Source organism: Streptomyces sp. CNT372, assembly GCF_000377145.1.
Genome location: NZ_KB897786.1, coordinates 101,917 through 128,421, shown reverse-complemented (window position 1 = coordinate 128,421; position 26,505 = coordinate 101,917). Strand labels below are relative to the sequence as shown.

Sequence of the window (26,505 nt, the reverse complement as noted above, 5' to 3'; positions counted from 1 at the left end):
CGGCCCTTCCCGGGCCGCCCCGGCCCGTCACCAGGGGCGGTCCAGGGACTGCTGCTGGGGGACGACCACCAGGAACGCGTCGGACTCCAGGTCCATCACCACCTCCGCGGGCAGGCCCTCGTCCCGGCGGTGCCGGGCGTACTCCTCGGCATGCCAGCTGCCCCGCGGATCCCCTGCGGGGAACTTCTCCAACACCGTGCGGCGCATTGCGCACCCCCTTGTCTCCTTCCGCTCCAACGACGGCGCGGGCCAGGTGTCACGGGCCCGCGCCGTCCGGTGGATCGTGGCCGGGTCCCGGCGGGCCGGCGCCCGCCCGGCCACAGTTCGGCGACGGACCGGCCAACCGGTTGTGGGCGGACGTTTCCGTGGCAGGGTGTTGCGGGCAATCCACTACGGGCTACGGAAGAGGGGGACCCGTGATCGTCTGGATCAATGGTTCATTCGGAGCGGGCAAGACCAGCACCGCGCGCGAACTGATCGATCTGATCCCGAACAGCACGTTGTTCGACCCCGAGGTCGTCGGCGCGGGCCTGAGGCACCTGCTGCCCGCGAAGAGCCTCGGCGAGGTCTCCGACTTCCAGGACCTGCCGATCTGGCGGCGCCTGGTCGTGAGCACCGCCACCGCCCTGCTCGCCGAGGTGGGCGGGGTGCTCGTCGTCCCGATGACCCTGCTGCGCCAGGAGTACCGCGACGAGATCTTCGGCGGGCTCGCCGCCTGCCGCATACCGGTCCGGCATGTGCTCCTGGCACCTGATGAAACGATCCTGCGTGCACGGATCGCCGCCCGGGAGGTCCCCGGCACCCCCGACGGGGAACAGCGCGTGCGCCAGTGGTCGTACGACCACATCGAGCCGTACCGTGCCGCCCTGCCCTGGCTCACCGCCGACGCCTACGTGGTCGACAACGGCCGCGTCGACGCCCGGGAGGCCGCCCGCCGGGTCGCGGACGCCGTCGGCAGCGGGGACGCCGCCGCCTGCCAGATCGTCCAGACCCCCGCCCCCACCGCCGAGACCGTCGCCGCGGGCGTCCTCCTCTTCGACGAGCGGGACCGCGTCCTTCTGGTCGACCCCACCTACAAGCCCGGCTGGGAGTTCCCCGGCGGTGTCGTGGAACCGGGCGAGCCCCCGGCCCGCGCCGGGACGCGCGAGGTCGCCGAGGAACTCGGCCTCCGGCTGCCGGCCGCACCGCGGCTGCTCGTCGTCGACTGGGAGCCGCCCCGCACCCCCCGCTTCGGCGGGCTGCGCCTCATCTTCGACGGGGGCCGCCTGCCGGCCGCCGAGGCGGACCGGATCCGGCTGCCCGGGCAGGAGCTGCGCGCCTGGCGGTTCGTCGGCGAGGAGGAGGCCGCCGGACTGCTGTCCCCCGGCCGCTTCGCGCGCCTGCGGTGGGCGCTGCGGGCACGGGAACGGGGCACGGTGCTCAACCTGGAGGCGGGCGTCCCGGTCGGCGGCTGACGGCGGCCCGGGGCCGGGTCCCGGGGCCGGGGGACAGCAGTCCGGCGGCCCGGGAGGCGGAAGCGCCCCGGCCCCGTTCCCCGGCCCTGTTCTGCTTCCGGGCGCGACGGGGGGTCAGGCGGACTTGGAGCGCGCGTAGTTGGCCAGGAAGAGCGCCTCGGCGACCGACATGCGCTCCAGCTCCTCGGGCGACACGCTCTCGTTCACCGCATGGATCTGCGCCTCCGGCTCGCTCAGGCCGATGAGCAGGACCTCCGCCTCCGGGTACAGCGCGGCCAGGGTGCTGCACAGCGGGATCGAGCCGCCCATGCCGGAGGTCTGCATCTCCTCGCCCGGGTACGCCACCCGCATCGCCTCCGCCATCGAGGTGTACGCCGGGCTCGTCACGTCCGCCCGGAACGGCTGGCCCTGGCCCACCTGTTCCAGCGTCACCCGCGCGTTCCACGGCGTGTGCTTCTCGATGTGCGCGAACAGCAGCCCGGTGGCCTCGGCCGCGTCCTGGCCCGGCGGCACCCGCAGGCTGATCTGGGCCCGCGCGCTCGCCGGGATCGACGGGGTCGCGCCGGCCACCGGGTGGCAGTCGATGCCGACCACGGTCACCGCCGGCCGCGCCCAGATCCGGTCCGCGACGGTGCCGTTCCCGGGCAGGCCGACCCCGTCCAGCACCCGCGCGTCCCCGCGGAACTCGGCCTCGTCGTACTGCAGTCCGTCCCACTCGGCCTGCGCGGGGAGGCCGTCGATCACGGTGGAGCCGTCCTCGGCGCGCAGCGAGTCCAGCACCCGGATCAGGGCCGCCAGAGCGTCGGGCGCCGCGCCGCCGAACTGGCCGGAGTGCAGGTTGCCCTCCAGGGTGTCGATGCGCACACGGATCATCGTCATCCCGCGCAGGGTCGCCGTCACCGTCGGCAGCCCGACCCGGAAGTTCCCGGTGTCGCCGATCACGATCGCGTCGGCGGCCAGCAGCTCCGGGTGGGCCTGCGCGTACCGCTCCAGGCCGCCGGTGCCCTGCTCCTCGGAACCCTCCACGATCACCTTGACCGTGACCGGGACACCGCCGTTCGCCTTCAGCGCGCGCAGCGCCAGCAGATGCATGACGAAGCCGCCCTTGCAGTCGGCCGCGCCGCGCCCGTACCAGCGGCCGTCCCGCTCGGTCAGCTCGAAGGGCGGGCTCAGCCAGGCCGACTCGTCCAGCTTCGGCTGCACGTCGTAGTGCGCGTACAGCAGCACCACCGGCGCCCCCGCCGGGCCGGGCAGCACGCCGTACACCGACTGCGAACCGTCCGGGGTGTCGAGCAGCGCCACGTCCTCGAAGCCCTCCGCGCGCAGGGCGTCCGCCACCCAGTTCGCGGCCGCCTCGCACTCGCTGCGGGGGGCCACCGCCTCGTCCGCCACCGACTCGAAGGCCACCAGCTCGGCGAGCTCCGCGCGGGCGCGGGGCATCAGCGAGGCGACGGTCTCGGCGATCGGATTCGCGGTCATGGGCACGCTCCTTGTGGGTGCGACGTTGTGCGGGGTACGGGGGGTGAACGTGTGGTCGATCCTCCCACAGCGGTCAGCGGGAACCCGCGCCGTAGGATGCGGACCAGACGCGGACGAGATGCATGGGCCATGGGTCGGATCGGGAGCAGAAGTACATCGTGAGCAGCGAGAACGACGCCACCGGAGCGGACGCAACCGGAGAGGGCGCCACGGAAGAGGGCGCCCCCGGCGCAGGGGCCACCGGCGCGGAGGCAACCGGCGCAGGGGCCACGGGCGCGGACACGGCCGGAGAGGACGCCGCCGACGCGGCGGCGGCAGACGAGCGTGACGGCCGCGAGGAGCGCGGCGAGCGTGACGACAGCACGGTGTGGGACGTCGTCGTGGTCGGCGCGGGCCCGGCCGGCGCCTCCGCCGCGTACGCGGCGGCTGTGAGCGGCCGCCGGGTCCTCCTCCTGGAGAAGGCCGAACTGCCCCGCTACAAGACCTGCGGCGGCGGCATCATCGGCCCCTCCCGGGACAGCCTGCCGCCCGGCTTCGAACTGCCGCTCCAGGACCGGGTCCACGCTGTCACCTTCTCCCTGGGCGGCCGCCTCGCCCGCACCCGGCGTTCCCGCCGGATGCTCTTCGGGCTCATCAACCGCCCCGAGTTCGACGCCCGGCTCGTCGAGCACGCGGAGAAGGCAGGCGCCGTGGTGCGCACCGGGGTCACCGTCTCCCGGGTGGAGCAGCACGGCCCCGCGGTACCGGACCGCCGCACGGTCGCCGTGGTGCTCTCCCTGACGGGGGCCGGGGCCGCCGAGCGCGCCGAGGAGACGGTCCTGGCGCGGGCCGTCGTGGGGGCGGACGGCAGTGCCGGCCGCATAGGCGCACACGTCGGCGTCCGGATGGACCAGGTCGACCTGGGCCTGGAGGCGGAGATCCCGGTCCCGGAGACGGTCGCCGAGGACTGGGCGGGCCGGGTGCTCATCGACTGGGGCCCGATGCCGGGCAGTTACGGCTGGGTCTTCCCCAAGGGGCGCACCCTCACGGTGGGCGTGATCTCGGCGCGCGGCGAGGGCGCGGCCACCAAGCGGTATCTGGAGGACTTCATCGCGCGGCTCGGCCTCGCCGGGTTCGAACCGGACATCTCCTCCGGCCACCTCACCCGGTGCCGCAGCGACGACTCGCCGCTCTCCCGCGGCCGGGTCCTGGTCTGCGGCGACGCGGCGGGGCTGCTGGAGCCGTGGACGCGGGAGGGCATCTCCTTCGCCCTGCGTTCCGGGCGGCTGGCGGGGGAGTGGGCGGTCCGTATCGCGGAGTCGCACGACGCGGTCGACGCCCGCCGGCAGGCGCTCAACTACGCCTTCGCGATCAAGGCGGGCCTGGGCGTCGAGATGGCGGTCGGCCGGCGGATGCTCGCGGTCTTCGAGCGCCGGCCGGGGCTGCTGCACGCGGTTCTCACCGGATTCCGGCCCGCGTGGACCGCGTTCACCGACATCACGCGCGGTACGACGACGCTGGCCGGTCTTTTCCGGAGCCACCCGCTGGCGCGGCGGGCGCTGGACGCCCTGGAGCGGCGGAAGTAGCGGGGCCCGACCCGTCCCTGCGGCCGGCCCGCAGGGACGGGTCGGGCCGGGGCCGGCCCGCGTGGTGCCCGGGCCCGGGAAGCAGCGCGGGTGCGGGGCGTAGTCGGGGTCCGCCGGAACGGGCCCGGGTCGGTCGGCCGGGCCGGGATTCCGCCGGGTGCGGGGCCCGGGCCCGCCGGAACAGGGCCGCGTCGGTCGGGCGCGGGGCCCGCCTCCGCTGCCGGGACAGGACCCGGGCCCGGTCCCGGGGTCGGTGGGTCACCCGGTGACCGTGATGCGGAACACCGGGTGGTCGGGGGCCGCGGCCCGCAACTCGGCGTCGGTCGAGGCGGCCGTCACGCCCTTGAAGTACGGGTTGACCTCCCAGCCCCACTTCTCCAGGTAGGCGCGGAGCACGGGGACCTTCTCGTCGTCACCGATCTCGACCGCGGTGAAGGTGCGCGCCTTGCGGCCGACCCGCAGCTCCCCGCCGCCCGCGACGCGCATATTGCGGACCCACTGCGAGTGGCCCCGGGCGGAGACCAGGTAGGGGACGCCCTCATAGCTGTGCTGGTTCACGGGGATGCGCTGCATGGTGCCGCTCTTGCGGCCGCGCACCGACATCTCGGCCGTGCCCATCAGGCTGATGCCGTGGCGGGCGAGCCGCCCGACGAGTCTGTTCAGCCGGACGTCGAGGGGGCTGCCTTTGAGGTAGTACGGCTTCTGCTGAGGGGTGGGCTGCGGCTGTGGCGTGGACATAGCTGACCCCGATCCGAGGGCGAAAGAGCTGGCGGAGAAAACCGAGAGCACTGCTCTCGCTTGAGAACAGTGTGCACGAGAGCGGTGCACCAAAGCAAGAGCAGTGCTCTCGTTTTGGATCGGTGCTCCGAATCGTGACAGACTGTCTCGCCATGACGACCGCTCACGGGGCCAGGCAGCGGGCCCGAACCGAGATCACCACGGCCATCAAGGACGAGGCGCGCCGGCAGCTCGCCGCCGAGGGAGCCGCCAAGCTCTCTCTCCGTGCCGTCGCCCGCGAACTCGGCATGGTCTCCTCCGCGCTCTACCGCTACTTCCCCAGCCGCGACGACCTGCTCACCGCGCTGATCATCGACGCCTTCGACGCGGTGGGAGCGGCGGCCGAGGCCGCGGCCGCGCCGGACGAGGCGTACCCGGCCGGCCCCGGACGCGAGGGCGGCCCCCGCCGCCCCGGACCCACCGCGCCGCACGGCCGTCAGGTGGCCCGCTGGGTCGCTGTCGCCGCGGCCGTCCGCGCCTGGGCCGTGGCCCACCCCCATGAGTACGCGCTCATCTACGGTTCCCCGGTGCCCGGCTACACCGCGCCGACGGACACCGTCGGCCCGGCCGCCCGCGTCGGCATGGTGCTGATCGGCATCGCGCGGGACGCCCACCGGACCGAGGGCCTCGCCCTCCCGCCGCTCCCCGAGCCCCTGCAGGGCGAGGCGCGCCGCATCGCCGAGGACATCGCCCCGGAACTGCCGCCTGCGGTCGCGGCCGCGCTCGTCGCGGCCTGGGCGCAGCTCTTCGGGCTCATCTCCTTCGAGGTCTTCGGCCAGTTCAACCGGCTCGTCGAGGACGGCGAGGTCTTCTTCCGGCACAACGCCCGCCGGATCGCCGCCGAGGTCGGCCTGCGCGGGGAGCCCGCCGCCCGGTCGTGACCCGGCCGCCGACCGGGTGCCACTGCGCCCCGCCCTGCTCCGCGAGGAGCGGGCGCGACCGCCACGCCGGGCCGACGCGCCCCGTCCGCCGCTCCGTCCGGCGTGGCGGCAGGGAGGAGGGGCACGCCCGTCCACCCGCCCGTGCGCCCGGGGGTCGGGGCGTCGGCCGGGATGCCCTGTCGTCGTCCGTCCGTCCGGCCGGGGCCGCGCTGCCCGGCGATGCACGCGGCAGGCCGGTCGCCCACGCCCGCCCCGCGCCCGGCGATCGGAGTGGCGCGGGCCGGTGCCCGCGCCGGTCAGGGCCGTTCGTGCGGCCCGGCCGCGCCCCTCGCTCTCGTCAGGGAGCGGTCGTCGCGCGGGTGCGCTCGCCCGAGGAGGCCGCGGCCGGGGCCGGCGTGTCCGCCGCGCGGTCCGGGGCGGATGCGTGGCGCGCCCCGTACGCGATCACCGCCGCCGCTCCCGCGAGCACTGCCACCGTGGTCAGCGCGGTCGGCAGGGAGAACCAGTCCGCCAGGAAGCCGATCGCGGGCGGACCGAGGAGCATGCCGCCGTAGCCGAGGGTGGACGCGGCGGCGACCCCGCTCGGGCCGGCCAGTTCGCCGGCCCGCCCGACCGCGACCGGGAAGATGTTGGCGAGTCCGAGACCGGCCACCGCGAAGCCGGTCAGCGCCAGCCCCACCGTGGGCGCGAGGGCGCCGAGCAGCATCCCGGCCGCGGCCGTGGCCCCGCCCGCCACCAGCGTGCGGGTCTGGCCGAGGCGTTCCAGCAGCAGAGTGCCGCTCAACCGCCCGGCGGTCATGGCCAGGGCGAAGAGCGAGTAGCCCGCGGCGGCGACGCCGGGGTGCGCGTGCAGGTCCTGCTCCAGGTGCAGGGCGCTCCAGTCGGCCATCGCGCCCTCGCCGTAGGCGGTGCACAGGGCGATCAGGCCGAACAGGACCACCAGTCGCCGCGTCCGCCCGGTGAGCCGCGCCGGGGCGGACCGCGCGGCGGTCCCCGTGGAATCGGAGGCGCTCGCAGCGGCCGGTGCGGGCCCGGACAGCAGTGCCGGCGCGGCGACGGCGGTGACCAGCAGCCCGACGACGGTCAGGCCCACCAGGTGCGCCGTGGGGGAGAGGCCGGCCGCGACCAGGCCGCCGAGGCCCGCGCCGAGCATCCCGCCCAGGCTGAACGCCGCGTGGAAGCCGGGCATGACGGGCCGTCGCATCGCCGCGACCAGGTCGACCGCCACGCTGTTCATGCTGACGTTGATGCCGCCGTACGCGGCGCCGAAAGCCAGCAGCACCAGGCCGAGGGCGAGGGCCGAGCCCGTCAGCGGCGGCAGGGCCATGCTCAGCGACAGCAGGACCGCGCTCCCCACGGTGACCGCGCGGCTGCCGTACCGGCGGCACAGGCGGCCGGTGAGCATCATGGTGACGACCGCGCCGGCGGAGACGCCGAGCAGCGCGAGGCCGAGATCGCTCGCGGACGCCCCCGTCTGCTGCTTGATCGCGGGGATGCGTACGACCCAGCCGGCGAACAGGAAGCCGTCGAGGGCGAAGAAGAGGGTGAGAGCGGTGCGGACACGAGGCAGGGAGGCGGCGGCGGGGTCTCCACCGGGGCCTCCCGGAACGGCCGGACGGAGTTTGTTCAGAAGCGGCACAAAGTCAGGATAGGGGCCCGGTGCCCTCCTGTACAACACGGCCGCACAGCGCCCGGGCGTCGCCGCGCGCGTTCCCGCCCCGCTCCCGTGACCCGGCGCCCGCCTCGTCCGACGTGTGCCGCCCACCCCCGGCCGCGTAAGCGGACGGCCCCTCCGTCACCGCGCCGGACGGTGTCCCGGATCATGGGAGACTCGCCCTCATGAACGGCAAGGCGACGTCCACCCGGACACGACTGGAGAGAGGCCGCAGCGCCCTCGGCCCCGCCCTGGAACTGGTGCACACGGGGCGGGCCCCCACCCGGGCCGTCCTGACGGCCGAACTCGGCGTCACCCGCGCCACCGCCGGCGCCGTCGCAGCCGAACTGGAGGCCCTCGGTCTCATCCGCGTCGACTCCCGCCCCGGCGCCGCCGCCGGTTCCCAGGGCCGCCCGTCGCACCGTCTGTCCGTCGACGAGACGGGGCCCGTGGTCCTCGCCGCCCAGGTCCACGCCGACGGCTTCCGCGCCTCCCTCGTCGGACTGGGCGGGCGCACCGTCGCCACCGCCCCCGGCTGCACCACCGTCCAGGCCGACCCCGCCCAGGTCCTCGGCGAGGTCGTCGCCGCGGGTGCCGGGCTGCTGCGCGACAGCGGCCGGCGCTGTGTGGGCGCGGGGCTGGCCGTGCCGTCCGCCGTCGCCGAACCCGAGGGCACCGCCCTCAACCCGCTGCACCTCGCCTGGCCGGCCGGTGCCCCGGTCCGGGAGATCTTCGCCGAGCAGATCGCCGCCGCCGGCATCGAGGGCCCCGCGTTCACCGGCAACGACGTCAACCTCGCCGCCCTCGCCGAGCACCGCCACGGCGCCGGGCGGGGTGCCCAGCACCTGCTCTGCGTCGCCACCGGGCACCGGGGCGTCGGCGGCGCGCTGGTACTCGACGGACGCCTGCACAGCGGCAGTTCGGGACTCGCGCTGGAGGTCGGCCATCTGACCGTCAACCCCGAGGGCCGGCCATGCCACTGCGGCAGCCGCGGCTGCCTCGACGTCGAGGCCGACCCCCTCGCCTTCCTCGTCACCGCCGGACGCGACCCCGGTCCGGAGGTCTCCCTGCTCCAGCAGTCCCGCGACATGCTCGCCACCGACTACACGGACCCCGCGGTCCGGTCCGCCGCCGAACAGCTCATCGACCGGCTCGGCCTCGGCCTCGCCGGACTGGTGAACATCCTCAACCCGGACCGGATCATCCTCGGCGGACTCCACCGCGAACTGCTCCGGGCCGACCCCGAGCGGCTGCGCGCGGTGGTCGCCGACCGCAGCCTGTGGGGGCGCAGCGGGGGGGTGCCCATCCTGCCGTGCACCCTGGACCACAACAGCCTGGTCGGTGCGGCGGAACTGGCCTGGCAGCCGGTGCTGGACGACCCGCTGGCGGCGCTCGCCTGACGGACCGGGCGCGAAGAGGCCGCGCCCCGGTGGGGTGGGCGCGCCCGGGTGGGGTGGGCGCGCCCGGGTGGGGTGGGCGCGGCGGTCGGGCGTCGGAGCGGTGGCGCCACCCGTCCGGAGGAGCCGCGGCAGGCGGTGGACCGTCACCGGGTAGGCCACGCCGTATGAGCGACGCACCCTCCGGCCCGCACCGCGCGCACCGGTTCGAGGATCTGCACCGGAGGGTGGCCGAGTCCGCGGCCGGGCTCGCCTGGAACCGCGGGCGCGAGATGGAGCTGATGCACCGCGCCATGGGCTTCGCGGCCCTCGGCTTCCTCACCCTGGTCCCGCTGCTCGTCGTGGTCGCCGCCGCCGACCCGGTCAGCGCCGAGGGCTTCGCCCGCTGGCTCGGCCAGGCCCTCGGGGTCTCCCCCGGCTCCCAGGAGGAGGTGGAGGAACTCTTCGGCAGGCCGGGCGAGGCCCTTCAGCGCACCACCGCCTTCGGTCTCGCGGCCCTCGCCGTCTTCGGCCTCACCTTCGGCTCCGCGGTGCAGACGGGCTACGAGAAGGTGTGGGACCTGCCTACAGCGCGCTGGCACACCATGTGGCGCCACGTGGTGTGGCTCGCCATGCTCATCCTCTTTCTGCTGGTGTTCACCAACAGTCCGGTGCCGCACCCCTCGCCCCTGGTCGCCGCCGCGGGCGCGCTGGCGGATCTGATCGCCACCTTCCTGTTCTTCTGGGCGTCCCAGCGCCTGCTGCTCGGCGGCCGGGTCCGCTGGCGGGCCCTGCTGCCCGGCTCGGTGGTGACCAGCATCGGCATGCTCGGCCTGCGCGTCTTCTCCCAACTGGTGTTCTCCCCGCTGATCGCCTCGAACGCCGTGACCTACGGGCCGTTCGGAACCGTCCTCGTCGTCCAGTCCTGGCTGGTCGGGGTCGGTTTCGTCGTCTACGGCGGCGCGCTCGTCGGCCGGATCCACCACGAGGGGCGGACCCGGCGGCGGCTGGAACGCGAGCTGGCGCAGGACGAGCTCTGACGGCAGGCCGGACCGCGACCGGGCCGGGCGCGGCCGGGGTCCCGGGCCTCCCGTCGTGTGTGCTACCGGGCCGGAGGGGGGCTGTCGCCACCGGTGCGACGACCGCGTGTCAGCGTGTGGCGCCGGACCGTTGCATGGCGAGGCGGGGCCGCTTCCGGGTGGCGTGGCGGGACGCCCGCCGGGACACTCTCCGGTCCGCACATAAGGCCCGGGACCGTGTGGTCCCGGGCCTTATGTGCTGACTGAAGGTGGCTGCGGCGGGCCTCAGCCCGCGACGGGCGACCGGGCTCCCGCCGTGCTGTCGATGACGACCTTCGGCAGCTCCGCGAACGGGCCCGTCGTCGTCGCACCGTAGACGGCCGGATACTCCGGCAGCGCGGACGCCGTGGTCGACGCGGGCAGCGTGAACCAGACGACCTTCCCGGCGTCCCCGCGCGGCCGAACCCCCCAGCTCTCGCTGAAGGCGGCGATCAGCGCGAGACCGCGTCCATGGGTCGAGGTGGAGTCCGCGTCGTACACGGTCGGCAGACGCGGATCGTGGTCGTGGACGGAGACCGTGAGACGGTCGAGCAGCAACTCGACGTCCACGGTGCACCGTTTGTCCGGCTGAGCGTGCCGGTGCACATTGGTCAGCAACTCGGTGACGCCGAGCGCTGCCGGATCGATCAGAGGATCGAGATGCCAGTAGCGCAGTTGCGCCGAAATGATTCTGCGGACCTGACCGATCCGCGACGGCAGGGCCTGGAGCTCCACCGTGCAGTGCCTGCTGGGCTGGCTGATCACGGCTGCGACTCCCCGAAATAGTCCGGAAGAAGACGAGACACAAGATCCAGCAGTCGGCCGCCTGCTGAACGAACCGGCGGGGCTGGATCTCAGCGTGACCGCCGGTGAACCCTGGGTGATGTGGAACCAGCGTGGACCCTCGCCCGGGGGGCCGCAACTCGCGGCCGGACCGAGCCCGTTCTCACTTCCGCTCGGCGCCGTCCTTGCCGCCCGCACCGCGCACGGCGTCGAGGAACCGGCCCGCCAGCACCTTGGCGTCCGGGCGCCGCCCGCGCTGCCCCATGGTGAGCCGGTACCGCTTGCCGTTCACCGTCGCCACCGTGCTGTCCTCACCGGCGAACCAGGGCCGGCCCGCCGACACCCCGCGCACCGGCGCGCTGTCGATGACCCGCCCGTAACTGGTCATGAGCTTCAGCCGGCCGTCCTTGATGAGCACCTGTCCGGCCCTGGTCAGGGACCTCGGCCAGCGCTCGATGCGCACACCCGTGGCACTGAAGTCCGGCTCCGCGGTCGCCATGTCCCGCCCCCTTCGCGCGATGTCTCCGGCAAGTCTGCACATGTGCCGCCCCGCGCACCAGTACGCGGGGCGGCGGTCGGCCACAAGTCTTCCCTATGGAACCCCAAAGTGAACATTTGCCCAGGTGAGGGACTTACTGTGGACACAGGTGCCCGCACTGGGGCCAGTGGTGGACAGGACGGGGAACGGCACAGATGAACACGAGTGGGAAGCCCGTGGACGCCGGGACGCAGCACGAGCCGGCGACCGGGACGCCCGTGCCGTCCGGGACGGCGGAGACAGCCGCCGGGCGGGTGGCGGACGGCCCCGCCCCCGATGCCCCCGCCCCGGCGGCGACCGTCGACGTCGACCGGAGCGACGACGCCTACCGAGCGTGGCTGAAAGAAGCCGTTCGCAAGGTCCAGGCGGACGCCAACCGGTCCGCCGACACCCATCTCCTCCGCTTCCCCCTCCCCGACGCCTGGGGCATCGACCTCTACCTCAAGGACGAGTCGACCCACCCCACCGGCAGCCTCAAGCACCGGCTCGCCCGCTCCCTCTTCCTCTACGGCCTCTGCAACGGCTGGATCCGGCCCGGAAAGCCGGTCATCGAGGCGTCCAGCGGCTCCACAGCGGTGTCGGAGGCGTACTTCGCCAAGCTCATCGGCGTCCCCTTCGTCGCCGTGATGCCGCGCACCACGAGCCCGGAGAAGATCCGGCTGATCGAGTTCCACGGCGGGCGCTGCCACTTCGTCGACGACTCGCGCAAGATGTACGAGGAGTCCGCGACGCTGGCCGTACGCACCGGCGGCCACTACATGGACCAGTTCACCTACGCGGAGCGGGCCACCGACTGGCGCGGCAACAACAACATCGCGGAGTCGATCTACCAGCAGCTCCGTCTGGAGCGGTACCCCGAGCCCGCGTGGATCGTCGCCACGGCGGGCACCGGCGGCACCTCGGCCACCATCGCCCGCTACGTGCACTACATGCAGCACGACACCCGCGTCTGCGTCCCCGACCCGGAGAACTCCTGCTTCTTCGACGGCTGGACGCACCACGACCCGTACGCGAGCAGCGACTGCGGCTCCCGTATCGAGGGCATCGGCCGACCCCGGATGGAGCCGAGCTTCGTGCCCGGCGCCATCGACCGGATGATGAAGGTCCCCGACGCGGCGAGCGTCGCCGCCGTGCGCGCCCTGGAACAGGCCATCGGGCGCAAGGCCGGCGGTTCCACCGGCACCGGCCTGTGGAGCGCGCTGAAGATCGTCGCGGAGATGGTGGAGCGCGGAGAGCGGGGCAGTGTGGTCACGCTCATCTGCGACCCCGGTGACCGCTACCTCGACAAGTACTACTCCGACGAGTGGCTCGCCGGCCAGGGCCTGGACATCCGCCCCTACGCCGAGGCGATCGACACCTTCCTCAGCACGGCCCGCTGGCCCTGCTGACGCCTCACCGGGCTGCTGACGCCCCGCCGGAGTCCACCGTCGCGCGGGCTCACGTGCCCGGGGAGGCCAGCCGCCGGTCGAGGTTGCGCATCGCGTCCCGGAACGCCCGCCCCAGGCCGACGCGGCCGAGGCGCAGGGCGGCGCGCAGCGGAGCGGGCCCGTCCGCGGCGAAGGTCCACCGCACCCGCGACCCGGCCGGTGTGGCCGTGATGGTCCACTCCTCCACCAGGGCACGCAGACCGGGGGCGTTGGTCTGCTCCACGCGGTACGTGTAGCGCCGGTCGGGCTCGCGGACGAGGACGCTCTCGGTGAAGACGGTCCCGCCCTTGAGCCGGACCTCGCGGCCCGCGCCCCCGTCCGTGGACCGTGCGGCGGTCACGGCCGTGAACCACTGCGGCCAGTCCGCGGTGTCCTCGGCGAGTGCGGTGTACACGGCACTCGGCCGGGCCGACAGCGTCGCGGCGAACACCAGCCGGATCGGTGCCTCGTCCACGAATTCCAGCTCGACCGGGCGCAGTTGACGGGCCATGGTCCGTACCTCCAGGGGGCGGCGAAGGGCGGCGGACCGACACCCTAGCGGCGCGGGCCCGGCCTGTCCCGGCCGGGGGAGCGGGGCCGGAGGCCGCACGCGACCTGCGGCCCGCTCCCGTGCCCGGACCGGGCCGCTCCGGCCCAGGGCCAGGCCCGCTCCCGTGCCCGGACCGGGCCCGCGCCGCCCCCTGGCCAGGCCCGCCCCGGCCCCGGACCGGACCGGGCCGCTCCGCCCCGGACCCGGCCTCGGACCGGGGACGCCGAGCCCCGTCCCCGTCCCCGTCCCCGTCAGCCCAGCGGCGCGAGTTCGCCGCCGTCCCGGAGGCGCCCCACCAGACGCGGCCGGTCGCCGGCTTCGGCCCGGGCCGCGAGGGTGCGGCCGTCGGCGTCCGCCGTGACGTCGCCCGTGCTGCGGATGCCCGTCACCGCACGGCTCCCGGCGGCCAGCACGAACCAGTTGCCGCGCGGGGAGCGCCAGGTGGCGCCTGCCAGGACGTGCTGGCCGAAGCGGCTGCACGCTGCCGTGTCCCCGGCCTCGGCCACCACCGGGTCCGTGCCCGGCCGCCGCCCGCCCGGCTCCTGGAGCTGCACCAGCACCCGGCCCGGCCCCCGCCAGGTCTCGGCCCGGGTGCACACCCAGGCGGCCCGGCCGCCGCCGTCCGGCAGTGACTGCTCCGCGAACACCCAGTTGTTCACCGACCGCACTCCCGTGCCCCGCAGCGACGGCAGCAGACAGGCGCTGCGCGCCCAGCTCGCCAGCCCCGGCGCTCCCGTCGCCTCGCGCGGCTGCCTCGGCGGGTGCCCGGCGCTCGGTGGCGGAGTCCACGTCAGATGCACCGGCGCCGGGTCCCCCAGGTCGGTGACCAGGAGGGCGTGCTTCTCCACGATCCGTTCGGAGGAACGCAGTTGGAGCGCCGGCCAGCTCGTACAGCCCTGCTCACCGCGCGGCCGGGGCACCTCGGCGGTGATCCCGTCGCGGACCGCCACGGCCCGGGCGGGGGTGTCCGGACGCAGCAGGTCCCGGGCGGCGGACCGGGCGACCCACGGCGCGAGCAGATACCGGGCGCCCGTCTTCGAACGGCTGACGACCACGGCCGCGGACGTCGTCACGTCCGCGTCGTCGGTGCGCGCCAGATCGAGCACCGGGCGGCCGCCCTGCGCGGCCGGTTCGGCGTAGCGCACCAGGCGCCGCCCGTCGTGCAGCAGCACTACGGCGGCAGCGTCCACCTCGCCCGCGTACAGGAGTTGGGGAGGTTCGGCGGCGGGCGCCGTGGAGGTGCCCGGGGTGGCGGACACCTTGGCGTCGGTCCCTCCCGCGAGCGCGATCAGCGCCCGGCCCAGCAGCGCGGAGTCCTCGGCGCGGTCGCCACGGGCCGGCCAGACCGAGAAGTCGACGCGCGAGGAGTCGGCCCACCGCTCGGACTCCGCGACGCGCAGGGCCGCCGGCTCCGTCGCCCGCGCCGCGAGCCCCGAGCCCGGGGGACCCGAGGCCGGGGCGGACCCGGTGCCACCGGTCCCGGAGGCGAGGGTGAACAGGACCGCCGTCACGGCGGCCGTCGCCGTGACCGCGGCGGCGAGCCGCCCCGCGTGCCGCCGCCGCAGCAGATCGGTCGGCCGCGTCTGCACCCGGCTGGGGTCGAACTCGGCCGAGGTCAGCAGGGATTCGACGCTCGCCGCGCCGACGGTCCGCAGCCGCCCGGCCGTTCGTACGGCGTCCTGCGGGTCCGCGACCCGGGCGGCCGACAGCACCGCCAGCACCTCGGCCGGCTCCAGCCCTTCGAGCACCCGCAGGGCGACCGCTGCCCGGGCCGGGCCCGTCAGCGCGGACAGGGCCTGGTCCAGGGCGAGTTCATCGGCGCCCCCGGCGCTGGGGAAGAGCCGCAGCCCCAGTACCACGGGCAGCGACGGCCGCAGAGCCGCGGGGGAGGGGACACGCGCGGGCCACCGGCCGGGCCGCCGCTCACGGCGGAGCGCGGCCCGCAGCACCCGCTCCCGCACCCACCGGTACGCGGGCCCGTCCGTGACGCGCCGGGCGGACGCGGTGCCGGATTGGGGCGCGGTGCCGGATTCGGGCGTGGTCCCGGATGCGGGGGAGGTCCCGGATTCAGGCTCGGTACCGGTCGCGGTCCTGCGGGCGGGCAGGGCCCGCTGCACGAGGGAGTGGGCCGCCAGGACCCGTCGGTGCCGCCCGAGCGTCGGAGGGAGAGTGAGATAGGCGAGCCGGACGAGCCGGACGTAGTGCTCGACGACGACGGCTTCGGCATCCGCCGCGCCGATCCGGGTGGTGCCGCCCTCGGCTGTGCGGGACGGGACGTGCTGGCTCGGCATCGGGAGGGCCCTCCGGACGGTCGGACATCGCACGCGGGCACACGCGCGCTGATCCCTACGTCAAACGAGCGATTCGTCGCACGGTCACACCGGACCGCCGGCCCCGACGCCCACCGGGGCTCAGGGGCGCCCGGACAGCAGACCGTCCAGAGCGCGGCCGAACACCACCCTGCCCACCCGCGTGACCAGCGGATCGAGCAGCGCGGGCACACCCCGGACGCCCAGCTCCTCCACCCACAAAACCACCGAGCCGCCGCCCGGCACCGGACGCACCTCGATCTCGGCCCACCCCGTGACCGCACGCCCCCGCTTCTCCAGCCGGCACACCCCCGGGCCGCCGCCAGCCGGCGGGTCCCAGCGCACGACCTCCATCGGGTCGTCGAACCCGAACGCCTCCGGCCCGCTGCGCGCCACGAACACCGTGCCGACGTCCGACGGCCCCTCCGTCACCACCGTCACACGGGTGAACGGCACCCCGGCCGCGTGCGCCTCCCAGTCGGTCACCCGGCGCCAGCACTCACCGGGCTCCAGGCCCGTCCTGCGGCCGATGCGGAACAACGCCACCGTTCACTCCTTCCCGCGCCCGTCACTGCCCAACTCCCGGACTTCCGCGCCGTCTTCCCCGGCGACCACCAGCGACGGCAGATGCTCACCGATCTCCGCACGCGCCTCGGGCGACAGACCGGAATCCGTGACCAGCGCGTCCACGTCCGCCAGCTGGGCGAACGAACTCAGGCCCACCGTGCCCCACTTGGTGTGGTCCGCCACCACGACCACCCGGCGCGCGGCCCCGACGAAGCGCCGGTTGGTCTCCGCCTCGGCCAGGTTCGGTGTGGAGAGCCCCGCCTCCTCCGAGATGCCGTGCACGCCGATGAAGAGCATGTCGAAGTGGAGCGTGCGGATCGCCTGGTCCGCGACCGGGCCGACCAGGGCGTCCGACGGGGTGCGCATCCCGCCCGTCAGCACGACCGTCGCCGCGCCGGGCCGGCGCCCGTCCGCGCCGCCTGTCTGCTGCGCGGTGTGGAACACGTCCGCCACCCGGACCGAGTTGGTCACCACGGTCAGATCCGGGACGTCGAGCAACTGGTGCGCCAGGGCGTAGGTGGTGGTGCCGCCGGACAGGGCGATCGCGCTGCCCGGAACGGCGAACCGGGCGGCGGCCCGCGCGATGTCCTCCTTGGCGGTGGGCTCCAGCGCCGACTTGGCCTCGAACCCGGGCTCGTGCGTGCTCGCCTCGACGACCGGCACCGCGCCGCCGTGCACCTTCTCCACCAGCCCGGCCCGCGCCAGGGCGTCCAGATCGCGGCGGACCGTCATGTCGGAGACGTTGAGCCTGCGGGTGAGTTCGTTGACTCGGACCCCGCCGCGCCGGCGGACCTCGTCGAGGATGAGGGCGCGCCGCTGTTCCGCGAGCAGGTTCTGCTGGTCGGTCACCGCCCGGCCGGTCCTTTCCGTGTCCACGCCGTGCCGTGCCGCACCGCGTCCCCTGACAGGGTGTCTCATCCTCGCACGCGTCCCCCGCGGAGGGTTCGGGGCGAGGCCCAGAGGGGGAGATTCCGTGGGGCGGGGCGAGTTGCCGTGTGTCCGCCCCGCGGTCCGAGAGAGAGCGAGTCGCCCGTGTCCTCCGCGAATCCGGCACCCCCGGACCCGGCTGCTCCGGGGCCGGCCCGCGCCGCGCGCCCGGCGGGGCACGGGCAGGGGCCCGCGCTGGAACTGCTCGTCCACGGTGTCGGCGGCGCCACCCCGCAGGAGATGCTCGGCGACCCGCGCACGGTCCGCGTCACGGGTGACGGCAAGGCAGCCGTCTTCCGCCGCACCGACGACGCCGACGCCGAGGAGAGCCCCGAGCGGTACGCGGACCGCCCGATTCCGGAGGCGTACTGCTGGTCCAACCTCACCTCGGGCAACGGGGCCCGTGCGGTGTGGCTGCTCCTGCTGCCGTTCATGGTCGCCAACCTGGCGCACTGGATGCGCCCGAGGGCGCGGGGCAGCAGGCGCACCACCCGGCTGTACGGCGCCCTGGTGCGCCTGGTCGCCCTCAGCCTCACGGTGCTGCTCACGGCCGCGGCCTGCGAGGTAGCCCTCGATCTGCTGGCCTGGCAGTGCGCGGGGTCCGCCGCGTGCGCCGGGGAACGGGCCTGGCTGGGCTTCGTCTCACCGGAGCGCGGCGGCTGGTGGTCCCAGCCCGGCCGCCGGCTCGCCCTCGCGGCACTCGTCCCGGCCGCCCTCGTCGGGCTGCTGTGGTACCTGTCCCACCGCACCTGGAGCGCGTACGAGTCCCAGCGCCCGCCGTCCACGGGCACGGGGACGCCGTGCTGCGAGCCGCCACCGGGCCCGCGGGCGCCCGCGCCGACCGGGCACGGCACGGGTCGGGCCGACCGCGCGGATGCGCCCGCCGGGCGCGAGGGCAGCCGCCCGGACGGCCGGACGCGGCACGCGGACCTTCCCGCCGGGCGGGCGGGGGACGATACGGGCCGGACGGACGCGCAGGCCGGGCCCGCGCCCGCGCGGACCGGGCGCGCGAAGGGCGCCGCCGGGCCTGCCGGGGACGCCCCCGGGCGTGCGCGGGAGGACGCGGGAGGTGTGGAAGCGGCCGCCGGGCGGGGGGACCTTCCCGCTGGACATGCGGCCGGGTCGGCGGCCGACCGCCCGGTGTGCACGGGCGGCCCGCCCGGGCCCGCGACCGGCCGGGCCCCGCGCGCCGGTCTTCCCGGCGGCCCCGTCGGGGACACCGCCGGGTGTGCCGAGGGCGCTCCCGGGCCCCTCGGGGGCCTGGCCGGGCCGGGGGCGTTCGGGGTGGGGCACCGGGAGGGCCCCGCCGTACGGACAGCAGGCGCCGCGGGACGCCCGGAGGACGCCGTGCCGGTTGCGGAGCCCGCCGGGCCAGGGACCGGCCGGGCCCCGCGCGCCGGTCTTCCCGGTGGCCCCGTCGGGGACACCGCCGGGCGTGCCGAGGGTGCTCCCGGGCCCCTCGCGACCCCCGCCGGGCCGGCGGCCGTCGCCGTGCCCGGCGGTGGCGGGGCACGCTGCCCCGTGTGCGGGCGGACGGGCACCGTCCCGGCCCCGGACGCGGACGGCGACGGGCCCGGCCGGCCCCCCGCCGGCCGGCACGCCCTCGGGCGGCCCGGCTTCTGGTACGGCCGCCGCCATGTCGCGCGGCTGCGCGCCGCGCACACCGCCGCCGGGTTCCTGACCGTCGCCGCGGCCGTCACCGGCGCCGCCGCCCGTGACGACCGCCCGGCCGAAGACACCGCGCTCGTGGTGTTCGGCACCCTGATCGGGGTCGCGATCGTGGTCGCCGGCTGCGCCGTGCTCCGGGTGGTCCTGCGGCGGGGGCGCAGCGAGCGGCGTATCGACGCCCGCCTCGACCGCGCCGCCGTCCGCCACCTCCCCGGCGCCGCCCTCGTCCTGCTCGCCCTGGCCCTCGTCCACGCCGCCTGGTCGCGACCCGGCTGGGAGTCGGCGGGGACCCTCCCGGGCGACGCCGTCTTCCGGGTGATCGTCCTGGTCCAGGGCGTGCTGGTGGTTGCTCTCGCCGCCGCGGCCCTGCGTCTGAACCGGCGGGCCCGGCACCCGCGCGCGGTCCTGAACGGACTCGGCGGCCCGGCCGTCGCCATGCTGGCCTGCGCCCTCGGGGGCGTGATGACCGGCGGCGTCGCCCAGCGCGTCGCCGACTGGCTCGACGGCCCCGGCACGCCCGGCATGGGCGAGGGCGGCACGATTCCCGGCCCGCCCGTCCTGCTGAGCTGGCAGGCCTCGGTCATCCCCGTACTCCTCGTGGTCCTGCTGGTGCCCGCGCTCTGCCTCGCCGTGCGGACCTGGCGCACCGGACGGCGGCTCGAAGCGGTCGTGGAGCGCGAGTACGGCCCCGTCAGGCCCGACGAGGCGCGCACCCGCCGTATCGCCCACGCCCGTGCCCGGGCCCGGCTCACCGAACTCGCCCCGCCCGTCGTCGGCGTCGTCTCGGCGGCGACCCTCGTGCTGGGCGTCGGGGCGGTTGCCGGCGCCTGGCTGACCGGCGAGGTGCCGGGGCGCGCCTTCGCGGGTTCCGGGCCGCTGCCGGAGTCGGCGGCGGACACCGCGCAGGCGCTCGGCTCCTGGATGGTGGGCTTCGGTTTCATACTGTTCGTCGCACTGGGCCGCCGCGCCTACCGGGACGCCTCCGCCCGCCGCACCGTCGGCATCCTCTGGGACGTGGGGACCTTCTGGCCGCGCGCCGCCCACCCGTTCGCGCCGCCCTGCTACGCGGAGCGTGCCGTACCGGATCTGACCTGGAGGATGTGCACCTGGACGGCGCGCACCGGCGGGCGGCTGGTCATCTCCGGGCACTCGCAGGGCAGCGTCCTCGCGGCCGCCGCGGTCTGGCAGCTGCCCGCCGCGACCCGCCGCCGGGTGGCCCTGCTCACGTACGGCTCACCCCTGGAACGGCTCTACGGGCGCTGGTTCCCCGCCTACTTCGGCCCGGCCGCGCTGCACGGGCTGCGCGACGACATCGACTGCTGGCGGAACCTGTGGCGGCCCACCGACCCGATCGGCGGACCGGTACTGCCGGCACCGCCCCACGACGGCTCCGGACACGACGGCTCCGGACACGACGGCTCCGGACACGACGGCTCCGGACACGACGGTCCCGGACACGACGGTCCCGGACACGATGGCCCACGACACGACGGCCCCGAGGTCGACCGGGAGGCGCTGCGGGACCCGCTCGCCCACGGGCGCGACGCCCGCCGTCCGCTGCCCGAGCCGATCCTCGGGCACTCCGACTACCAGGCGGACCCGGCCTTCGCCGAGGAACGCGCCCATCTGCTGGCCCGGCTCGCGCCCGCCGTACCCCGCCAGGCCGGTGCGCCGGGCGAGGCACCGCCGGTGAATGCGTCACCGGCGTGCCCGCCGCCGGGAGCGGCGGATGGCCCGTGGGGTCAGGGCAGTTCGGGCAGATCCTCTGTGTAGAGCAGCGTCAGATCGTCGGTGCTGGCGTCGGTCAGCCCGGCGACCCGGACCGCGTGCCGTTCCACCATGGACTCGAAAGTCCCCCGCGCCGTACGGCCGTTGCCGAACGCGGGGCCCTTGGGCAGTGCGCCGAAGTACTTCAGCAGCGCCTCCTCCGCGCCGGGCGCGAGCCGGTACTCGTGCTCCTCCGCCTGCTGCACCACGATCCGGAGCAGCTCCTCGGGCTCGTAGTCCTGGAAGGTGATGGTGCGGGAGAACCGGGACGCCACACCGGGGTTGACGTTCAGGAAGCGGCGCATCTCGGCCGTGTACCCGGCGACGATCACGACGACCGCGTCCCGGTGGTCCTCCATCAGCTTCACCAGGGTGTCGATGGCCTCCTTGCCGAAGTCCCGGCCGGAGTCCTCCGGGGAGAGGGCGTACGCCTCGTCGATGAACAGGACGCCGCCACGGGCCCGTTCGAACGCCTCCTGGGTGCGGATCGCGGTCGAGCCGATGTGCTCGCCGACCAGGTCCACCCGGGACACCTCCACCAGATGCCCGCGCTCCAGCACGCCGAGGGAGGCCAGGATCTCGCCGTAGAGGCGGGCGACCGTGGTCTTGCCCGTGCCGGGGGAGCCGGTGAAGACCAGATGGCGGCGGACCGAGGCCGCCTTGAGCCCGGCCTCCTGCCGCCGCCGGCCCACCTCGATCATGTTCGTCAGCGTCCGCACCTCGCGTTTGACGCTGTCCAGGCCCACCAGGGCGTCGAGTTCGCCGAGGACGTCGTCCGAGCTGCGGGCCTCGCCCGGCACGGGCACCGGCGCCGCCGGGGGTGCGGCGGGTGCGGCCGGGGCGGGGGCCGGGACCTGTGCCGGGACGGCCGAGAGCAGTCCGGTGGTCGCGCCGGGCGCGGGCGCGGGGGCGCCGGGCGCCGCGGCCGCCGCCCGCTCGGCGCCGGAACGCACCGTGCCGCTCTCGTCGCTGGTGCACTCCTCGACGACCGGGCCGTCGTCCTCCCCGAACTCGTAGCCCCCGCGCGCGCACCGCTCGGTGCGGCAGCGGCTCAGCATGGTGCGGCAGCCGTCCATCACATGGAAGCCGTAGCCGCCGCTGCCCGTCACCCGGCAGCCGCGGAAGGTGCCCCGGCCCCCGGCCGAGACATAGAACCCGGCCTCGGCGGGGGAGGTGACCGTGCAGCGCTCGATCAGCGGATCGGCGCCCTTGGTGACGATCACCCCGGTCTGCGCGCCGTCGATCGTGCAGCCGTTGAGGGTGCCGCCGCTGCCGTGGTCGCGGAACCAGGCGCCGGTGGACACCTCACGCACCCGGCAGTCGTCGAGCTGAGCCGTCGCGCCGTCGCTCACCGACACGGCCGTGTTGCGCACCTGGGAGATGTCGCTGTCGACGACGTCCGCCCGCGAGCCGCGGTCCAGGACGAACAGGGCGTCCGGCACATCGTGGACGCGGCAGGAGTCGAGCACCGCGGTGGCGCCGTCGCTGACCCAGACAGCCGGGTAGTCGCCGGTGCTGTCGTGGATCTCGCACTGGTTGGCGTCCACCCGGGTGCCCGGGTCCCACACGGACAGGCCGTTGCGGCCGAAGCGGCGCACGGTGGACCGGGTGAGCGTCAGGACGGAACGGGAGCGCAGATCGACCGCGTTCTCCGGGATGTCGTGGATGTCGCAGTCGGAGAGGGTGAGCACGGCGTCGGTGTCCAGGGTGACGCCGTCGGAGGAGGTGCGGTGAACCTGGGAGTCCGTCACATGGGCGGCCGCACGGGAGGTGACCTGGACGCCGACGCCCTTGATCTCGTACACCTCGCAGCCGATGGCCTCCAGCCCGCTGCCTTCGCCGGTCACCGCCAGCCCCGCGCCGGAGGCGTGGTGCACCCGGCAGCGCTCCAGCCGCGGGTGCGCCCCCCCGCGCACCGACACACCGGACTGGCCCGCCGACACCACCTCGCATTCCTCGAATACCCCGCCCGCGCCGTCCAGTACGGCGATGCCGACGCCCGCCGGGTTGTCGACGGTGCAGCGACGCACCGTGGGGCGAGCGGCGCCGCGGACCTCCAGACCGGCGGCCGAACGCGTCACGATCCGCACGTCGACCAGCTCCGGTGTGCCGTCCTCGACCAGCAGGGCGGGGGCCGCCGCGTCCTGTCCCTCGACGAGCAGGTCCCGCACGGTCGCCGACGCCCGGACGGTGAGCGGCACCCCGTCCGCCGGGGCGATGCGCACCGAGCCGGCCGCGCCGTCCGCCCCGCGCAGGGTGACCGCGCGCCGCAGCACCAGGTTCTCCCGGTAGGTGCCTGGCGCCACGGTGAGGACGTCGCCGTCGCCGGCGGCCTCCAGGGCGGCGGCGAGGGAGGGGTACTCGCCCGTGCGGCGGCGCCACCTCGACGTGCCGGTGTGCGTCACCTGGACCGTGCCCTGTGCCATCGTGCTGCTCTGCCCCCACCTCGTGATCCGTGCGTCAGCCCGCGCCGCGCCGCCCGGACGGCACCGGACGCCGAGCGCGCCGGCCGCGCGTCCGCCGGCGGCTGGTGGCACCACCGTAGCGCGCGGGACGGGCCGGAGTTGACGGGATGTGGCAGGTCAGCTCCCGGCGCCCGCGCGCCCCCAGTCGGGCCCGACAGCCGCCCAGGCCCGGTCCAGGTCCGCGAACCGGCGCCGTACCAAGTGCCGGAGCACCAGCCGGCGGACGCATTCCACCAGGAGGGCGGTGGCCACGGCGGCGCCGATCCCCGCGAGCACGGCGTGGGCGCGGATGCTGGTGAACTCCATGGGGCGGGGCACTATCCGCCCCTCCCGGTCCGTCCACACCGGGAAGGTGTCGCCCGCGCGCGGGGTGCGCCCGGCGACGAACAGGGTGCCGGAGTGGAGGCGTCCGTCCGGACCGGTCCAGGACGCGGCGACCGGCCGGCGGCGCTCCTCGGCCGCGGCCGTGTCCGGGTCGTGGTCCCGGTGGGCGGCGGGCAGCAGGCCGGCGTCCAGCGGTCCGAGCACCGTCGCCGTCGCCGGATGGGAACGCTGGTGCTGGAGGCGGACCGCACGGCGCAGGGCCTCGTCCGTGGAGGAGGCACCGATCCAGCCCACGACGGGCACGGCGACGAGCAGGAGCACCACGGCGGCCAGCGCGAGCCAGGCCTCGCCGAGATCCGTGGCACGGCACAGCGGGCTGCGGCGCCAGCGCCAGACGCCAACGACGGTACGCACGGCGGCGGTCACCCCCCTTCTGCGTCCGCGACGGCCCCGGCGCGGCCGCAGGCGGACCGGCAGGGGAGGGACACGGGGAGCGGACGCCTCGCTGTGACGTGCCCCCCGGGCCGGGCGCCCGCCCGCTCGGCGCGGGGCCCGTCACCACCGTGGTCGTACCCGCCGCCGCGGTGGTCGACGCCTGTGTCAACGCACCGGCACCGGCGCCTGGTTCCCGGTGCGCGCCGGTTCCCTCCCCGGGTACGGCACGCGGCCCGCCCCGCGGTGCCGGCGATGCGTTCCCCCGCGCCGCTGCGCGCGCATCCGCCGGTGCCATGGGCCGGGCCCGTGAGTGGTGCCTGGTTCCTGTGTGCTGACGCTGTGTGGCCTCGGCACATGGGCTCTGGGCACATGGGCTCTGGGCACATGGGCTCTGGGCACATGGGCTCTCGGCACATGTGGTGTTCCGGGTGGTCAGAACCCGGAGCACCTGTCCTAAATCACCCGGCGCGTACGCGCGGCCGCGGCCGGGCGCCGTGTGCCGGACACGGTGGGCTCAGTACCCCCGGCCCTGGTAGGGGCGGTTGTACGGATCCTCGTACGGGGCCGGCGCGGGCCGGGCCGCCGGCCGCATGGCCTCGTAACCGGCGGGCGCCGGACGGGGCGGCTGCGGGCTCTGGTAGGGCGCGCTCTGGTAGCCGCGGGGCGCGCTCGCCTGCTGCGGGATGTACGGCGCGGGCGCCTGCTGCAGCGGGACGGGCTGCGGCATCTGCTGCGGATAGCCGTAGCCGTAGGAGGGGGTGGACGGGGAGGATGCCGCCGGGAGGGCGGGCAGGGCCGCGGGGAGCGCCGGCAGGTAGCTGTTGCCGGTGTCGTAGGCGGCGGGCACTCGGATCGGGGCGATCTGAGGCGTGCCCCGCTCCGCGACCAGGGAGTCGTAGATCGGGGTGTCGGGAAACGACGGCGCGGAGGAGTAACCGCCGCCATAGGTGGCGCGGGGGGAGGTCATGGCACATAAGTTAAGCCCACGATGTGCTGGTTGGGGAGCCCGATAAGAGGGTTGTTTCGGCAGCGCTGAGTAACCACGGATACCCAATACGAGCGAATCCGGTGAAAACGGCCGCCCCGGCGGTCGGTGATCGTGTAAAGGGCAAGCTGAGAGAGGGTTACCGATGGGTCGGGCCCGCCGAGGGGGACGTATGCGAAACAGGCTGACAACACGCGAACTTCCGGGCGCCCGGCGCCGGAACGGGGGCGATCATGCAGATGTCTAAGGGCGGCAACATCCCGGTGGGGACCCAGCGGGTCCGCGTCGAGACGGGATGGACCCAGGGGCCGGGCGTTCCGGACATCGACGCCTCGGCGCTCCTCCTGGTCGACGGCAAGGTGCGCTCCGACGCGGACTTCGTCTTCTACAACCAGCCCTCGCACGCCTCCGGCGCCGTGCGCCACGAGGGCAAGGGGCCCGCCACCGACACCGTGGCCGTGGACCTCGACCGGGTGGAGGGCCCCATCGAACGCATCGTGCTCGCCGCCTCCGCCGACGGCGGCACCTTCGGCCAGGTACCCGGCCTCTATGTGCGCCTGCTCGACGCGACCACCGGTGCGGAACTCGCCCGCTACGACAGCCAGGACGCCGGCGTGGAGACCGCGTTCGTCCTCGGTGAGCTCTACCGCCGGCAGGGCGCGTGGAAGTTCCGCGCGGTCGGCCAGGGGTACGGCACCGGACTGGAGGGCCTCGCCACCGACTTCGGCATCACCGTCGACGAGCCCCAGCAGGCCGCCCCGCCCGCCCCGGCCCCGCCCGCCCCGGCCGTCGCGCCGCCGCCCCCGCCCGCCCCCGTCGCGTACACCCCGCCCCCGGCTCCGGCCGCCCCGCCCGCGCCCGCCGCGCCGGTCCGGCTCTCCAAGGTCACCCTGACGAAGGAGGCCCCGTCCGTCTCCCTGGTGAAGCAGGGCGGCACCTCGGGCGCGTTGCGCGTCAACCTGAGCTGGCAGGTGCGCAAGCAGTTCAAGGGCTGGGGGGCCAAGCTCGGCCGGGCCATCGCCGTCCACGGCGACCTGGACCTCGACCTGTGCGCCCTGTACGAACTGACCGACGGACGCAAGGGCGTCGTCCAGGCGCTCGGCAACGCCTTCGGCGCCCTGCACCAGCCGCCGTTCATCCACCTCGACGGCGACGACCGCACCGGCGGCACCTCCGGCGAGAACCTCACCGTCAACCTCGACCACACCGCCGCCCTGCGCCGCGTGCTGATCTTCGTGACCATCTACGAGGGCGCGCGCAGCTTCGCCGACCTCGACGCGACGGTGACGCTCCAGCCGCAGCACGGCGCGCCGGTCGACTTCTCGCTCGGCGAGTGCACGGTCCCGTCCACGGTCTGCGCCCTCGCGCTCATCACCAACACCGGCTCCGACCTCGTCGTCCAGCGCGAGGCCCGGTTCCTGGTCCCCGAGCGCGGCGTCAGCCCCCAGCGCACCATCGACCACGCCTACGGGTGGGGCATGAACTGGACCCCCGGACGGAAGTGACCCGACCGGGGCACCCGGGGTCCGCGCGATCC

Annotated in this window: 21 protein-coding genes; 8 read left to right on the top strand and 13 right to left on the bottom strand. The window is 75.5% G+C overall.

The features are described from left to right. Positions 1–27 precede the first annotated feature (27 nt). Entirely contained in the window at positions 28–207 is a 180-nt protein-coding gene (locus tag C593_RS0121970; RefSeq protein ID WP_018849473.1) for a hypothetical protein, read from the bottom strand. A gap of 209 nt (positions 208–416) precedes the next feature. Here C593_RS0121970 and C593_RS0121965 point away from each other — a divergent pair, with 209 nt between their 5' ends. Further along, complete coding sequence (locus C593_RS0121965; protein WP_018849472.1) at positions 417–1,454, top strand: NUDIX domain-containing protein; 1,038 nt, start codon at positions 417–419, stop codon at positions 1,452–1,454. A gap of 114 nt (positions 1,455–1,568) precedes the next feature. Here the strand turns inward: C593_RS0121965 and C593_RS0121960 are convergent, their stop codons facing one another. Next, positions 1,569–2,933 (bottom strand): dipeptidase, encoded by a 1,365-nt coding sequence (locus C593_RS0121960; protein WP_018849471.1) that lies wholly within the window; start codon positions 2,931–2,933, stop codon positions 1,569–1,571. Positions 2,934–3,055: 122 nt separating this feature from the next. Here C593_RS0121960 and C593_RS0121955 point away from each other — a divergent pair, with 122 nt between their 5' ends. After that, complete coding sequence (locus tag C593_RS0121955; RefSeq protein ID WP_018849470.1) at positions 3,056–4,498, top strand: geranylgeranyl reductase family protein; 1,443 nt, start codon at positions 3,056–3,058, stop codon at positions 4,496–4,498. Between the two features lie 258 nt (positions 4,499–4,756). Here the strand turns inward: C593_RS0121955 and C593_RS0121950 are convergent, their stop codons facing one another. Next, the gene (locus C593_RS0121950; protein ID WP_018849469.1) at positions 4,757–5,236 is read right to left on the bottom strand and encodes a nitroreductase/quinone reductase family protein; all 480 of its coding nucleotides are present in this window, start codon (positions 5,234–5,236) and stop codon (positions 4,757–4,759) included. A 152-nt stretch (positions 5,237–5,388) separates the two neighbouring features. Here C593_RS0121950 and C593_RS0121945 point away from each other — a divergent pair, with 152 nt between their 5' ends. Continuing rightward, positions 5,389–6,156: a TetR/AcrR family transcriptional regulator gene (locus C593_RS0121945; RefSeq protein WP_018849468.1), complete on the top strand. Its 768-nt coding sequence runs from the start codon at positions 5,389–5,391 to the stop codon at positions 6,154–6,156. 337 nt (positions 6,157–6,493) lie between these two features. Here the strand turns inward: C593_RS0121945 and C593_RS30185 are convergent, their stop codons facing one another. Continuing rightward, positions 6,494–7,795 (bottom strand): MFS transporter, encoded by a 1,302-nt coding sequence (locus tag C593_RS30185; protein ID WP_018849467.1) that lies wholly within the window; start codon positions 7,793–7,795, stop codon positions 6,494–6,496. A gap of 200 nt (positions 7,796–7,995) precedes the next feature. Here C593_RS30185 and C593_RS0121935 point away from each other — a divergent pair, with 200 nt between their 5' ends. Together C593_RS0121935 and C593_RS0121930 are read left to right on the top strand one after the other, a co-directional pair. Beyond that, entirely contained in the window at positions 7,996–9,210 is a 1,215-nt protein-coding gene (locus C593_RS0121935) for an ROK family protein (RefSeq protein ID WP_018849466.1), read from the top strand. A 164-nt stretch (positions 9,211–9,374) separates the two neighbouring features. After that, on the top strand, positions 9,375–10,226 hold the full coding sequence (locus tag C593_RS0121930) for a YhjD/YihY/BrkB family envelope integrity protein (protein ID WP_018849465.1): 852 nt from the start codon (positions 9,375–9,377) through the stop codon (positions 10,224–10,226). Between the two features lie 264 nt (positions 10,227–10,490). Here the strand turns inward: C593_RS0121930 and C593_RS0121925 are convergent, their stop codons facing one another. Beyond that, a complete protein-coding gene (locus C593_RS0121925; RefSeq protein ID WP_018849464.1) occupies positions 10,491–11,009 on the bottom strand; it encodes an ATP-binding protein in 519 nt (172 codons plus the stop codon). A gap of 181 nt (positions 11,010–11,190) precedes the next feature. Further along, a complete protein-coding gene (locus C593_RS0121920) occupies positions 11,191–11,526 on the bottom strand; it encodes a hypothetical protein (protein ID WP_018849463.1) in 336 nt (111 codons plus the stop codon). A 194-nt stretch (positions 11,527–11,720) separates the two neighbouring features. Here C593_RS0121920 and C593_RS0121915 point away from each other — a divergent pair, with 194 nt between their 5' ends. Further along, positions 11,721–12,953 (top strand): PLP-dependent cysteine synthase family protein, encoded by a 1,233-nt coding sequence (locus C593_RS0121915; protein WP_020610373.1) that lies wholly within the window; start codon positions 11,721–11,723, stop codon positions 12,951–12,953. Positions 12,954–13,002: 49 nt separating this feature from the next. Here C593_RS0121915 and C593_RS0121910 read toward each other — a convergent pair whose 3' ends face one another. The 4 genes from C593_RS0121910 to C593_RS30180 form a co-directional block, all read right to left on the bottom strand. Beyond that, a complete protein-coding gene (locus C593_RS0121910; protein WP_018849461.1) occupies positions 13,003–13,482 on the bottom strand; it encodes an SRPBCC family protein in 480 nt (159 codons plus the stop codon). Between the two features lie 290 nt (positions 13,483–13,772). Next, complete coding sequence (locus C593_RS0121905; RefSeq protein WP_018849460.1) at positions 13,773–15,812, bottom strand: hypothetical protein; 2,040 nt, start codon at positions 15,810–15,812, stop codon at positions 13,773–13,775. A gap of 120 nt (positions 15,813–15,932) precedes the next feature. Next, positions 15,933–16,376, bottom strand: a complete 444-nt coding sequence (locus C593_RS0121900; protein ID WP_026277946.1) for a hypothetical protein — start codon at positions 16,374–16,376, stop codon at positions 15,933–15,935. 3 nt (positions 16,377–16,379) lie between these two features. Beyond that, the gene (locus C593_RS30180) at positions 16,380–17,246 is read right to left on the bottom strand and encodes a DeoR/GlpR family DNA-binding transcription regulator (RefSeq protein ID WP_018849458.1); all 867 of its coding nucleotides are present in this window, start codon (positions 17,244–17,246) and stop codon (positions 16,380–16,382) included. A 318-nt stretch (positions 17,247–17,564) separates the two neighbouring features. Here C593_RS30180 and C593_RS33895 point away from each other — a divergent pair, with 318 nt between their 5' ends. After that, positions 17,565–20,765, top strand: coding sequence for a hypothetical protein (locus tag C593_RS33895; protein WP_486591169.1), 3,201 nt, complete (start codon positions 17,565–17,567; stop codon positions 20,763–20,765). On the opposite strand, the gene C593_RS0121885 is transcribed toward C593_RS33895, so the two are convergent. The 3 genes from C593_RS0121885 to C593_RS0121875 all read right to left on the bottom strand — a co-directional run bounded on the left by C593_RS0121885 (position 20,735) and on the right by C593_RS0121875 (position 24,950). After that, positions 20,735–23,185 (bottom strand): right-handed parallel beta-helix repeat-containing protein, encoded by a 2,451-nt coding sequence (locus tag C593_RS0121885; RefSeq protein WP_018849456.1) that lies wholly within the window; start codon positions 23,183–23,185, stop codon positions 20,735–20,737. The genes C593_RS33895 and C593_RS0121885 overlap by 31 nt on opposite strands. 156 nt (positions 23,186–23,341) lie before the next feature. After that, positions 23,342–23,962, bottom strand: a complete 621-nt coding sequence (locus tag C593_RS0121880; protein ID WP_026277945.1) for an Rv1733c family protein — start codon at positions 23,960–23,962, stop codon at positions 23,342–23,344. A gap of 535 nt (positions 23,963–24,497) precedes the next feature. Then, a complete protein-coding gene (locus C593_RS0121875) occupies positions 24,498–24,950 on the bottom strand; it encodes a DUF6643 family protein (protein WP_018849454.1) in 453 nt (150 codons plus the stop codon). Positions 24,951–25,201: 251 nt separating this feature from the next. On the opposite strand from C593_RS0121875, the gene C593_RS0121870 reads away from it, so the two are divergent. Continuing rightward, complete coding sequence (locus tag C593_RS0121870) at positions 25,202–26,473, top strand: TerD domain-containing protein (RefSeq protein WP_018849453.1); 1,272 nt, start codon at positions 25,202–25,204, stop codon at positions 26,471–26,473. The last annotated feature ends 32 nt before the right edge of the window (positions 26,474–26,505 follow it).